Raw genomic sequence first — 12,435 nt, forward strand, 5'->3', positions numbered from 1 at the left:
CTCAGTGGAAATCAGGCGCCAACCCGGGTCAGTTCCGCGTGGAAATCAACACGCGAGCCCCAGCGCGAAGACCCAGGCGAAGCTCAGGTGCCAGCGGCGCGCCCCGGCCAGGCTGTAGCCCTGCGGGATCGTCGCCCACCAGGGGAAGGCCCGCTCGCGCAGTCGCCCCTCGGGGTCGTGCCACAGGCCGAGGACGCCGGTCGTCTCGATCTCGAGGGAGCCCAGGCGCAGGAGGCCCTTGTCGTCCCGTGCCTCGATCGCCAGCCAGGCAGGATCGGGATTGGCGCCATACTGCCCCCAGTAGAGGCGGGGGTGCGCGTTGAAGATCATCAGCCCGCTCATCAGCAGGATCGTGAAGGTCACGACATTGGTCCAGTGCCACAGCCGCGTCGACAGGCGGTGGCGATAGACGCTGTCGCCGGGGGCTGGCCGGCCGGCCGGACGGTCCGGGGCGACGGGATCGAGGGGGCGCATGTCGGTCTCCATGAAAGGGGGGCGGCGTCGAAGCCGACGCCGCGTCCGGGGTGGATCACATCTCGCCCATGGCATCGCCGAGCATGGCGTCGGGATGGTCCGCGCAATGGGTCATGGCCGAGGCCAGCATCTCGTCGCCGGACATCTCGCCCTCCGCCATGGCGTCGCCGGCCATGGCGCCGTCCGACGTCATGGCATCGCCTTCCGAGGCCATCGCGTCGCCGGACATCGCGTCGTCCGCCATGGCGTCGCCGGTCATCGCCTCGTCCATGGCCGCCATCTGCGCGCTGTGGTCCATCGCGGTGAATTCCGCGCAGGTGACGTCGTCGGCCATGCCCTGGGCGAAAGCCGGCAGGCCAAGGCACAGAAGCATCGCGGTGGCGGTCAGGTAACGGGTCATGTAGATCTCCGATCGTTCGGGGTTCAGGGAACGTGCGCCCCGCAGCGTGCCGGGCGATGTCCTGACGGTGACGGCTTCAGGCCCGGATCGGAAATGCCTGTTGCCCATCAATTCGATGCCCGCCGGCTATGACCGGGGCCGCCCGTTCATGCACGCCCGCTATCGAAACCATGCGCCATCGACGGCTGGAGCTTTCGCTCCCGCCGGCGCAGGATCGCGGGCAGGAGGACCGCGCCCGTGACCGATGATCCGCTGGGCCCCCGGCTCGACGCCGCCCGCGACCCCGAATGGGAGCCGGCCTATGACGCCTGCGTCGCGCGCCTGAACCGTGCCGGGGCCGGCGCGGGCGCGCCGCGGACCGGCATGGTCATGCCCGACTTCGCCCTGCCCGATGTCACGGGCCGGCTGACCACGCTCGGCGCGGCGATGGCAGGTCGACCGACTGTGCTGAGCTTCAATCGCGGCGACTGGTGTCCGTTCTGCAGCGCCGAGATCGGTGCATGGCAGCGGCACGAGGCGGCCCTGGCGGCAAGCGGCGCGGCCTTCGTGATCGTGACGCCGGAGCAGAACGGCATCGGACAGGGCCTGGCGGCCCTTGGGCCGGCGCAGGCCACGGTGCTTTGCGATGCCGATCTCGGCCTTGCGATGCGGCTTGGTCTGGCCGTGGCGGTGCCGCTGGATCTGCTTGCGGCCTACCGCGCTTCGGGCTTCGACCTTGCCGGGGCCTATGGCGGGTTCGACCACCTGATCCCGGTGCCGGCGACCTTCGTGCTGGCCCCGGACCGCAGCATCCGCTTCGCCTTCGTCGATCCCGATTTCCGCAATCGGGCTGAGCCGGAGGCGGTGCTGGCGGTCCTGCGCAAAGCGGACTGAGCCGCTTTCACCCCCAGTCGCTGGCCCGTGCGATGCGCACCAGCGCCTCGGTGGCGCGCGCGCGCCTGCGCCCCGCGACGCTGGCCATCACGATCCGCCCCGAGATCCCGGTCGGCACCGCGGCGTCTTCGGGCCCCAGCGCCTCGGCCGGAAGCAGCGCCTGTCCCAGCCGCGCGGCGACCATGGCGCGCGCGGTCGCGAGATGGTCGGTCCTGTGGGCGATCCCGACGGGTGCCGCACGCTGTGCGCCCAATGCCTCCAGCGCCTGAGCGGCTTCGCTCCAGCCGATCACCGGTCCGTCCGTGGCACGATCGTCCGCCGCGTCTGCCGGCATCGGCCCGACCATGCTCCAGCGACGCTCGTAGAGGGGCCAGGTGTCGAGCCGCTCGGGCATGTCCGGGGCCGCCTCGACGACGATCAGGTCGAGCTCGCCCGCCATCGCCCGGCCGATCAGGTCAGCCGACCCCGCAACCTTCAGATCGAGCGCGAGGCCGGGAAACGCCGTGGCGAGGTTGCGCAGGACCGTGGCAAGGGGCGCGGCGGTCAGCCCCTCGACCAGGCCCAGCGTCACCGGCGCGATTTCGGCCCGGCCCAGGCTTACCGCCAGTTCGGCTGCGGCCTCGGCCGCGTCGAGCGTGCGCTGCAGATGCGGTTGAACCTGCCGCCCCAGCTCGGTCAGATGGGTGGCGGCGCGTTCGCGATGAAAGAGCGGCCCGCCGAACTCGTCCTCGAGCTTCTGGATCGCGCGCGTGAGCGAGGGCTGCGTGACATGGCATTCCTCCGCCGCACGCGTGAAGTTCAAAAGCCGTGACACCGCCAGAAAGTAGCGGATCTGGTGCATTTCCATCGACAGGTCCCGCGCTGAGTGTCCAGAGGCTATGCGAGCCGGGCAGGAGGGGTCAAATTACGTTGCCGCGAATGCGGGCTGCGGTTCGCGATGACCCCTGCCGCCGCGCTTCATCGATGCAGATCGACATGCTCCCCCGGTTGCCGTGAGCGGACGAACAGACTTGCCACAAGCGCCGCGCCACCCGCGACCGCGCCTGCCCAGGGCGTCGTCAAGATGCCGGGGCCGGCCACGAGCAGACCGCCGATCGCCGAAAACGTCGCGATGCCGAGGTTGAACGCGGCGATGTTGACGCCCGATGCCGTCGCGACCGCGCCGGGCGCGACCTCCTCCGCGGCCGCAACCACACCGGACTGGACGATGGGGCCGAGACAGAAGCAGAAGGCAGACCAGAGGAGCAGGTTGACGGACACCGGCAGCAGGTGCGGGGCCGAAAAGGGCAGGGCGGCAAGCGTCAGGACCAGACCGAGCAGGGCCACGATCAGGCTGCGCCGCGTGCCGAGCGCGTCGGCAAGCCGGCCCCCGCCCAGGTTCCCGACCACCGCAGCCGCGCCGATCCCCGCAAGCGCCATGCTGACCGCGGCCGGGGGCACGCGGGTGACCTCCGTCAACAGCGGCGCGAGGAAGGTGAAGACCGCGAAGGATCCACCATACCCTGCCATGGCGACGACATAGAGCGCCAGAAGACGGGGTTTCGCCAGAACGGCGAGCTGCGATTGCAAACTGCCGGGGGAAGCGTGGGGAATGTCCCGCGGCAACAGACGTCGCAACAGGACGGCCGTGAGCCCTCCGAGCACGGCCACCGCCAGCAGCGGTGCGCGCCACCCAAGGCTCTGACCGACGGTTGTGCCGAACGGCACACCGATGACCATTGCAAGGGTGAGCCCCGCGAACATCGTCGCTACCGCCCGCGCGCCTTGTCCACGATCCGCCAGACCCATCGCTATCGGCGCGCCGACGGCGAAAAACACGCCGTGCGCCACTCCGGTCACGATCCGACCCAAAAGCAGCACCTCATATGACGGTGCCGCGCCGCCAAGCAGATTGCCGAGCGTGAACAGGCTCATCAGCCCGACCGCAAGGCCCCGGCGGGGAAGCCTTGCGGCAAGGGCGGTGACCGTCGGCGCACCGACGGTCACGGCCAGGGCATAGCCGGTCACAAGGAGACCGGCTTGGGGGATCGTCACCACAAGATCGCGCGCGATTTCCGGAACAAGACCGATCACGACGAATTCCGCGGTGCCGATGGCGAAGGCCGCCACCGCCAGCGCGACAGATGCAGGTGACATCGGCGCGACCCTATGCCTCGACCGGATCGGCAACGTGCGCGACGAGTCCGGTCCGGCCCGGCGCGACATGCTCGGCCAAGGTGTGGCGATCGGGGAAGTCGCCGCCGTTTTGCGACCGGAAGGGGATCGGCGTGTCGGTGAACAAACCCGCAAGACGCACACGCCATGCCGCCTTGATCGCCGCCACGTCCTCTGCCGTCGAGACGTGACCCGCGCCATAGACCGCGTGCGTCGGCAGCACGTCCATGCCGGGGTAGAACAGCGCGCCATGGGTCAGCGGGAACAGCAGCTGCTCGATCGGCCCGTTGATGCCCCGCGGCCCATAGTCGGCCGCCGGGCCGCCTGCCTGCACGTTGACCAGCGCCCGTTTGCCCTTGAGGATGCCATCGCCGAAGCGGAACTCGTTGGAGCCATTCTGATAGCCGTAGGCAAAGCCGAAGGCATAGACCCGCTCTATCCAGCCTTTCAGGATCGCGGGCACGCCGTACCACCACAGCGGGAACTGCAGGATCACAGCATCGGCCTCGAGCAGCTTCTGTTGTTCGGCGACCACGTCGGGCGTCTGATTGCCGCTTCCGTACGCCTTGCCTGACTCCATGATGAACGACAGCCGTTCGGGATTGGCTCGGACCGGGAAGTCGTCGGCGTCGAACACCGCCTTCCACTTCATGCCGTAGAGGTCCGAATGGACAACGGTGTGTCCGGCGGCCACCAAGGTCTCGGCGGTCACGTCGACCAGCTGCCGTGTCAACGAACTGGGTTCGGGATGCGCGTAAACAATGAGAACTTTCATGATGATCTCTCCTTGAGGGGTGGGGGCGGCGGTCGACGACGATCGCGCCGAAATGGCTGCCGGAGTGCCGGAGCCGGAAGGCGCCCGCGCTTTCGTCCAGCGGAAAGGAGCGGTCGATCACCGGAAGGTGGTAAACGGCCTCGATCCCGCGGATCAGGTCGTGCAGGTGTCAAAGACCGCTGGTGATCAGGCCCCTGTGCCGTTGCTGCCGCGCCATGGGGAAGGCTGTCGGCACGCGGCCTGCCTTCGCGGTCAAACCACCGTCACAGTGATCTAGCCGCCGACGCGGGCGGTCCTGATCGACTGCGCCAGCGTGCTTGGGGTGCCGACCTCCGCGCCTGCGCCGCTCGGGTCCCGCACGCGTTCGCCCCGGTCCGTGTTGAGGCGATCGTTGATGACATGTGCTGCGCCTTTGCGGATCAGGTTCGGTCCGGGGTCGCCGGTGGCGGGGAAGTCCACCAGCGTCGGGCCATCGGGCCTCTGCTGCGGATAGGCCTGAATAGCTCTCATGGCTGAACTCCCATCCGTTCTGTCGATTGAATCCCGCAGGCTTCTGCCTGCTGTAGATCAAATAGTGTGGCCATCTCGGATCTTGAAATCGAACGTTCTATGGGCTGCTATCGACATAATGGATACTAGGGACCTCGACCTCGGACTTCTCGTGACGCTTGATGCCCTGCTTGCGGAGCGCAACGTCACGCATGCCGCGCGCCGGCTGAACCTTAGCCAGCCGGCCCTGTCGGCTCGGCTGGCAAGACTTCGCGATGCCTTCGGCGATCCGCTCCTAGTGCCAGGCCAGCGCGGAATGGTTCCGACGCAGCGGGCCCTCGAGTTGATGCAGCCGCTGCACGAGGCTCTGGAGGGTGTCCGCCGCGCCGTCGAGCAAGGAGCGCCGGTCAACCCGGAGACGCTCCGCGCGACCCTGGTGATCGCGGCGAGCGACTACGTCCAGTATGCGCTGCTGGCACGCTACTCGGTCGCCTTGCGGGCCGAGGCGCCGATGATCCGCATCTCTTGGCGTGCGTTCGACATGACGGCACTGACGACGCAGTTGGAGCGTGGCGAGGTCGACCTGGCCTTGGCGACGCCCGAACAGGCACCGGCGGCGATGCGCCAGCGCCGTCTCTTCGCGGAAGAGTATGTGGTCATCGCGCGACAGGGGCATCCGGCCATATGCGGCACCCTCGATCTGGACCTGTTCTGCGCGTTGGACCACGTCGTCGTGTCGCCTCAGGGCGGCGGCTTTGCCGGGCCGACCGATGCGGCTCTTGAGGCGATTGGCCGCCGTCGTACCGTGGCCCTGTCCACTTCGGGCTTCCTGATCGTGCCGGAGATTGTGTCAAGGTCCGATATGATCGCGCTGATCCCACGCCGGATCGCAGATGGATGGTCAGGGCGGGTACAGGTGCTGGAACCGCCGCTCCGCATTCCCGGGTTTGTCATCGCCGGTATCTGGCACGAACGCACGACCAGGCATCCGGCACAAAGCTGGCTTCGTGACAGGCTCGCTGCGTTGGCATGACGCTCTGTCCGACGTCGGAAGGACTGGGGCCATACCCCAAACCCGGTTCCAATGAGACCGGCCTGCGACCCACTGGTTGTTGAACGGTCCGCCGAAACGAACATTGGAGTGAGTTGTTTCGTGAGATTGCGCGCGGCTGCCTTCCGACTGGCGTATTTCTTCAAAAGCGCGGCGAACGCCTGAATCGGCCGGCTGTGCTGCAGAAACATGAGCTAGGGCTGGATGGCGGCTTCGGCCGGACCTGGGCCAGTCGTGGAGGTTGGCGGTGACGAGGCGCCGCCGGCATCATTAGCCGCTTCCTGCGCCGAAAGGTCGACCACCGTGCGTTGGCAGAGGCGATTGCTGCGCGACGTACGAACGTCAGCTTTCCAGGACCTGCTGCGGGTGCTGTGCCGCACCGCCATCCGGCCGCTTCCTGCGCTCGGCTGCCGGCGAGGCCTCACGCCTCTACCGTGCGCTTGCCGCCCTCAGGGGTGATCCGACGGCGATCTCGCTGGCGGCAGCTCGAGCGGCCGCTCCGGCGATGTTGCTGCGTCTGCCATGACCCACCGCCGTCAGGCCGCTTCCCGCCCCTCGTGCTTTGCCGAGACGTCTTGCTGCGGCCGGCCCGCAAGGGCTGCTTCTAGCGTGCGTCACCCTGCGGAGCCGCGGCAGCGGGCGGACGAGCCCTAAACAGCTGGGAGGCGCGACGGCCAGCCCATAGCGGCCAGTCGACCGCCGTCGTCGCCGCGATGCCGCACTCTCGAAAGCGGACATCCAATCCCAGGCGCAGCATAGCCTTGGCCGTCAGATGCAGCGGTGTCCCGGGAGCAGACTCTGGCCCCGGCCTGCGGTCAGCGCCTCAACCTGCAAGATCGGCCCTTTGCGGACGGTCGGTCGCTTTGGATGCTGCATGACCGCGCTCCCCCAAGCCGTCACTCGACTAGCGCCGCAGCGAAATCTCGGCCATGAAGGTACGGCGTCGCTGCCGAACTTATGATGAGCTAATTCTAGTGGTTATAGATGCCTGACAATTTGCGCCATTCACTTGAACTGATCCGATGCTCACTTCTCGCTCTTAAGCCATCTGGGAAAGACGGCTTTGAGGGGGCACTGAGCCTTGCGCTTACGCGGCTCACCGGTATCCCATTTCGATTGGCCGCCAGTGGGTTTCAAGGCGGCATGGATGGTGATGGAGCGCTGCCCACAGATGCCGTCTGCTTTGAGGCCAAACGCTATTCAGAAAGCCCTAAGCGTGAAACGGTGCTTACAAAGATCGCCGACTTGGCTCGTTCGAGGCCTGACGCGGATCGGCTTTGGGTGCTAGGCGTGACGGCCGAAGCCAATGCGCAGCTTTCATCGGAGGTAGCTCAGGACGGTGATCGCAATGCAATCTCCACCTTCGTGCTCGACTGGCTCTCTGCGCCCTTGCCGCCATTAGCCGTGGTAATCGTTGCTGCGGGCGAAAAGGCAATAGATTTTCTGGTCAGCAACTTCGATCCCTCAACTGGCCAGACAATTGTATCCCGAGAAGACCTTGCCGACGCGTTCGGCTCTGTTTCGCAGCACCCCGATTTCCTCGCAAGCTGCGAGAGGCTCAAGAATAGCCTGGACGTTTCGAAGTTGGCATTGACCAAAGCCGTCGAGCGAAATGTCCAATGGCGAAAGGAGGTCTTTGGCTCAGCAACAAAGGCTAGGATCACATTGGGTCAAGCTATTGCTGTCGCGGAAGATCCGAACCGGCCGGGACTGCGACAGGAGCTGCGTCAAGATATCTTTGACAAGGTGAAGGCGGGCCAAGACGTCGTATTGCTCGGTGATGAGGGGCATGGAAAGTCTTGGCTTGCTGCCCAGATATGCTCCAGCATGCAGGGTATGGGCCTGTTCCTGAGCGCCGAGAGTTTTGACGGAATATCCACCGACAAACTCGAAGAATTTCTCATCGACATGCTCATCAAGCAGTCAGGCGACACCTCGGATGCGCCGCTTAGAGACCGTTGGGGCCATCGATTGAAGGCATGGCGAGCTTCCCCGCCGCTGGCGCAACTTTTGGTCATTGTCGACGGCATCAATCAGAGAGAAGGCCTGCGTTGGGGGCGCATCCTCGACGCGCTTCATTTTACACTGCAAGAGATCGGCGCGCGCCTGATTGTTACAGCGCGACCGCAATTTTGGAACAAGGTAGTTCTCCCAGGCTTGAATCTCACACCGACGGTCATTCAGGTTCCGGAATGGTCCCCGCAGGAGAGAGATATTCTGCTCGATCATCACGGCATACATCAGGATTGGCTTGATGATCCCACTCGTAAAACGCTTTGCAATCCGAGGCTTCTCGGCGTTGCGATCCAGACACTGCCGCGTCAGGAGCCAAGCGCGTGGAAGGGACTGACGACGGATCGGTTGCTGTTGGAGCACCTTCGATCCTCGCAGCGTGAGAACTTCGAAGCCGAGCTATTCACCACGCTGACCCAACGGCTGAGTGAGCATGCCTTAACGGTGTTGGAACGGGTAAATGCTTCAAGAAATGCACCTCCGCAGCACTTTCAGGCTAACGCTAATGCTGTCATTGAAACACGCTTCTTTCGTTCTCTCGAAGGCCCGGGCGATCTTTACGAGCTTCGGGAAGAAGGGCTTACGCTAGCTCTCGGGTTCGCTCTGGTGGATCAACTTTGGCGAGCCCAAAGGGAGGGACACAGCCTGCCTGAACGGGTGGTTCAACTGATTGAGCCCATCAATGCCATCGATCGAACGGCGGATGTTGTATTCTCAGCTTTGCTCGTTTGCGCGTTAGATGAGACAACACGCTTTCACAGGGACATTTTTGCGGCAATTCTTGACGCATTCGCCAATCTTCAGAACATAAGCGACCAGCGGTTCGAAGAATTTGTGGAGATCGTGAAGCATCAGCCTTCGGTCTTTTTTGAGGTCATTGAAAAACTCTTCCTAGAACGAGGGCGGCGGATCAATCACGACTGGTTCTACCATGCGGCGATCGACGTCGCACGCAGCAACGCGGGTAAATCGGCAGCAGAAGAAGCAATTCGTCGCTGGCTTCATTTCTACAACAAATCCCCAGAGACACAGACCAGACGCTACCACCGACGTGACGAAGTAGACTACGAGAAGAAACTGCAAAAAAAGCGGGACGAGATTGGGCAGGAATTGTCCAGCCTTTCTCCCTTCGAAAAGCAACTTCTGAACAAAATGGCAGAAGTGCCTGAGGAGCCGGACACGCTAATCACGCTTGCGCTCGAGTTGCTGGCTGGGCGGTCTCTCGCCCCCTTCTCCGATTGCTTTGTGGCGTTGGGCTTGGCGCTCGCACTCGATACCGGACTGTACTCTGCTCGGAAAGCATTCCAGCAGTTGACAACTTTCAACAGAGAAGAGAAATCGGCGACCAGACAGGCTTTTCACAAGCTCTAGAACCACTTCGGGTCAAGGAAACCTCGCGAGGTGGCCAATGGACCGTTGTTCGTATGCTATACGCGACCGGTGACGAGGCTGATGCGGCAGAGGCACGGGGCATTGCGGGCGCGTTGCGCAAGGACTGGCCTTGCTTCGATCCACCGGATCCTAAAAAATGGCGACAGATCAAAGCCGCAGATCCGCTGGCTCAGCCTCCGACGGACTTGCAGTCAGGCCTTGAGGACTTCGCCGCACTTAACCCGGGGGAAATGCTGCTAACTATGCATTCGGGGGCGCCGTATCATGATTATAAAGAATTTCTTCCGATTGCATGTAGATTCGCGCCCGCAGTCGCCTTCGAGAAGGGGCGAGCGATCATGGCTGGAATGCTCACGCGTGACGGTTTCCCTCTCAGGCAAGTAATTGTAAATAGCGAGGAGCGCATCCCGCTGGTTCACGCAGATTTGGCGCGACAGTTAGTTAAGCGCATTGTTGAAACCAATGCCATTGAAACAATACCTGAGGCGGATCAACGACTTTGCCGATGGATTGCATTCTATACGGTCGCAGCTCAGTTGACGGCGGAGGAACAACTCGAGTGCTTGAAGGGCTCCGCCTTTGGGGACGTCTATTCGTTGTCCGTTATTCCATCCCTAAAGCCGCAACCGGCCGAGGCGATAATTCGCGCCCTGAGTGAAGTTCTGGGCAGGAATGACGAATACGCTGCATTCCGGATCCTATCGACGGCCCTGTACAGTGGCACAGAATTATCTACTGCTCTCGTAGAGCAAATTCTTGCGTGTTCCGTCCGGAAATGCGCGATGCTGCGCGCCATTTCCTTTGAACTCGCCATTGAGAACGATCTTGGGGCCATCAGAAGCACACATGTGAAAAGCGCATGGACGGCCAAGGGTGCTGAAGGTGGCACCTATGAAAGCTGGTACGGCTCGATGCTGCTAGTTGAAGCCTGCGCTTATGGCGAGCTATCCATTGATGAACTCCTGAAGCGCATTGACCACGAGACATGGTTTGCAGCTGCCGCCCGCCTGGGCGAAAACTTCATCAAACCGATGGCGGATTGCTTCATCCATCATCTGGGCCGTGGCGTTAAAAGTGTGGCAGAGATTCCTGTCCCGCAAGCCGATCTGATATTTTCGATGACAGCTCCAGCGCCGTATCCGTTCCTTTCCGTAGATGAAACAGACAGAAATGCGGAGCGCTTTCCAAAGCAGAAGAGCTTGTCTGAGGTTCTTGGTGGAGATGGTAAATTCGAAGAAACGCGTGATCGTTTGCATAAGATTGCGGACGCGTTTCTTGAAAGTCTTAAAGGATCCGATGCGAGACTGCGCCTGAACCGGATCACAATTGAAGACCTCGAACGCCTTATTGCGACGGTTCCTTCCATGATGCCGGATCTGGTCTCAATCATTGAACAATCCGACAAGTCACAACTGATTTGGTTGAAAAATTTGGCCTTCGCTGTCGCAAAGGTAGTCTCCCCAGAGCAGCCGGACAAAGCTGTTTCGATCCTGCGGCGCGCGCTGGCTTCACAGGGATTTGTGGCACACGCCCTGGGAGATGATCTGACGCTAGAGCATGCGGCCATTTGGGGCTCTGCACGCTCTGAAGCCCTTGAAATCCTATGGAGAGAAAGACTTTTCGGCGCTGAAAGCGATGAAGTCTTGGCGAGAGAGGTGTTGGCAGCTGAACGCTTTGGACCTAATGGCTTTATCCGTGACTTGGTCTTCAAACTAGCGGAAAGCACGGACAGCTTGGATCATGCCTACGCAGTCACGATCGCTGGCTTCTCAGATCAAAGAATTGAAGTTACTGAATTAATTCAACAGTATGTCAACAACGTTGGCCTGTCTGGCGACGCGGCTAAGGTTGCGCAGGTATCCCATCTGGATGCTGAGTGGGCTGAGAAATGGGTTGGGGAGATGTGGGACGCCGAAACCGCTGAGGAATTCTGGCGGTGCCTGACAATCGCAAAGACCTGCATGGACGCGCGGGTGTCAATCGAACCCAAAGCCGGAACTCTATGGACGCAATATGCGCCTGTATTCCAACGAGCCCGGAAGGCCGCCATGAAAGACCGAAGCAAAGAGAGAGCAAAACGATTGATTGGGCGGGACGCACCTGATGTGGTGTTCATCTCGACATAAACGCGTGACCGGCAAGTGCAATGCCGGGAAATCGAAGCTGCCAAGGAGTTCAATGCGGCAGCACGACTCGCGACGTGCTGTCTGCCCCGGTGCCGGGTTAACATCGGGGAAGAACATCGCAACGTCGATCGCGCAAGGCGCGCCTTTCAATGTCCAAACGTCCGGTTGCTGCGCGTTGCGGTCTTTGCTGAGTGGCGACCATGCTGCTGGCGTCACGTTTCTCGACAGCGGAGATGGGCAAGATGAACCGTGGGGGCACATGCGCCGTCGGCAAGAGGCGTGGGGCCGGAGGAAAGGCCAGAGCATGAGGTCTTGCTGCGGAATCTTAGGCTCGACCGCGGCTGCGGTCGCGTAACCGTGGTGCTTGAGCCTCGCGAAACTGAACAGCCACAGTTACAACCGCTTAGTAGCCACGGAGTGTCCTCACCTCGACTGGTAGACAGCTTGTCCGGTGGGGGCTGTCCGTGCGCACACGCGGGGCAGACTCCCCTGGAATATGATAGGTGAGAATTTCTGAGATCCTGCTCCCGCAACCAACGATATCTGCAAAACAGCCTCGCATCAGCGGGGCTGTTTGCGTTCGGGCACTCCGGCGTACTCAAGACTCTGAAACGTTATGGAAAAGCCCCGCGGTTAAATGCGGGGCCTTGTGTGTTTTGGGTAAGCGCCGTCAGCACCCCACCTTCCG

10 protein-coding genes are annotated in these 12,435 nt (G+C 62.6%); 4 read left to right on the forward strand and 6 right to left on the reverse strand.

Annotated features, from left to right (window positions below):
* Positions 1-45: 45 nt before the first annotated feature.
* Positions 46-474, reverse strand: a complete 429-nt coding sequence (locus V8J39_RS00525) for a cytochrome b/b6 domain-containing protein (RefSeq protein WP_336458923.1) — start codon at positions 472-474, stop codon at positions 46-48.
* Positions 475-529: 55 nt separating this feature from the next.
* Entirely contained in the window at positions 530-874 is a 345-nt protein-coding gene (locus tag V8J39_RS00530; protein ID WP_336458924.1) for a hypothetical protein, read from the reverse strand.
* A gap of 237 nt (positions 875-1,111) precedes the next feature.
* On the opposite strand from V8J39_RS00530, the gene V8J39_RS00535 reads away from it, so the two are divergent.
* Entirely contained in the window at positions 1,112-1,747 is a 636-nt protein-coding gene (locus tag V8J39_RS00535; protein ID WP_336458925.1) for a peroxiredoxin-like family protein, read from the forward strand.
* Positions 1,748-1,754: 7 nt separating this feature from the next.
* Here V8J39_RS00535 and V8J39_RS00540 read toward each other — a convergent pair whose 3' ends face one another.
* From V8J39_RS00540 to V8J39_RS00555, 4 genes are all read right to left on the reverse strand, one after another.
* Positions 1,755-2,594 (reverse strand): LysR family transcriptional regulator, encoded by an 840-nt coding sequence (locus V8J39_RS00540; RefSeq protein WP_336458926.1) that lies wholly within the window; start codon positions 2,592-2,594, stop codon positions 1,755-1,757.
* 110 nt (positions 2,595-2,704) lie between these two features.
* Positions 2,705-3,883: an MFS transporter gene (locus V8J39_RS00545; protein WP_336458927.1), complete on the reverse strand. Its 1,179-nt coding sequence runs from the start codon at positions 3,881-3,883 to the stop codon at positions 2,705-2,707.
* 10 nt (positions 3,884-3,893) lie between these two features.
* Positions 3,894-4,676 carry an NAD(P)H-dependent oxidoreductase gene (locus V8J39_RS00550; RefSeq protein ID WP_336458928.1) on the reverse strand — a complete coding sequence of 261 codons (783 nt, stop codon included), beginning with the start codon at positions 4,674-4,676 and terminating at the stop codon, positions 3,894-3,896.
* Positions 4,677-4,949: 273 nt separating this feature from the next.
* The gene (locus tag V8J39_RS00555) at positions 4,950-5,186 is read right to left on the reverse strand and encodes a hypothetical protein (RefSeq protein ID WP_336458929.1); all 237 of its coding nucleotides are present in this window, start codon (positions 5,184-5,186) and stop codon (positions 4,950-4,952) included.
* Between the two features lie 151 nt (positions 5,187-5,337).
* On the opposite strand from V8J39_RS00555, the gene V8J39_RS00560 reads away from it, so the two are divergent.
* The 3 genes from V8J39_RS00560 (at position 5,338) to V8J39_RS00570 (ending at position 11,747) form a co-directional block, all read left to right on the forward strand.
* Entirely contained in the window at positions 5,338-6,198 is an 861-nt protein-coding gene (locus V8J39_RS00560; RefSeq protein ID WP_336458930.1) for a LysR family transcriptional regulator, read from the forward strand.
* Between the two features lie 1,002 nt (positions 6,199-7,200).
* On the forward strand, positions 7,201-9,600 hold the full coding sequence (locus V8J39_RS00565; protein WP_336458931.1) for a hypothetical protein: 2,400 nt from the start codon (positions 7,201-7,203) through the stop codon (positions 9,598-9,600).
* 53 nt (positions 9,601-9,653) lie between these two features.
* On the forward strand, positions 9,654-11,747 hold the full coding sequence (locus V8J39_RS00570; protein ID WP_336458932.1) for a hypothetical protein: 2,094 nt from the start codon (positions 9,654-9,656) through the stop codon (positions 11,745-11,747).
* Positions 11,748-12,435 lie beyond the last annotated feature (688 nt).

The sequence above is a fragment of the Frigidibacter sp. MR17.24 genome (assembly GCF_037095655.1).
Lineage (GTDB): Bacteria > Pseudomonadota > Alphaproteobacteria > Rhodobacterales > Rhodobacteraceae > Frigidibacter.

Bases quoted from the DNA above. Each gene is read 5' to 3' on its own strand.
- V8J39_RS00550 (WP_336458928.1), bottom strand. From the start codon at position 4,676: ATGAAAGTTCTCATTGTTTACGCGCATCCCGAACCCAGTTCGTTGACA.
- V8J39_RS00570 (WP_336458932.1), top strand. From the start codon at position 9,654: ATGCTATACGCGACCGGTGACGAGGCTGATGCGGCAGAGGCACGGGGC.
- V8J39_RS00530 (WP_336458924.1), bottom strand. From the start codon at position 874: ATGACCCGTTACCTGACCGCCACCGCGATGCTTCTGTGCCTTGGCCTG.
- V8J39_RS00545 (WP_336458927.1), bottom strand. From the start codon at position 3,883: ATGTCACCTGCATCTGTCGCGCTGGCGGTGGCGGCCTTCGCCATCGGC.
- V8J39_RS00540 (WP_336458926.1), bottom strand. From the start codon at position 2,594: ATGGAAATGCACCAGATCCGCTACTTTCTGGCGGTGTCACGGCTTTTG.
- V8J39_RS00555 (WP_336458929.1), bottom strand. From the start codon at position 5,186: ATGAGAGCTATTCAGGCCTATCCGCAGCAGAGGCCCGATGGCCCGACG.
- V8J39_RS00525 (WP_336458923.1), bottom strand. From the start codon at position 474: ATGCGCCCCCTCGATCCCGTCGCCCCGGACCGTCCGGCCGGCCGGCCA.
- V8J39_RS00565 (WP_336458931.1), top strand. From the start codon at position 7,201: ATGCCTGACAATTTGCGCCATTCACTTGAACTGATCCGATGCTCACTT.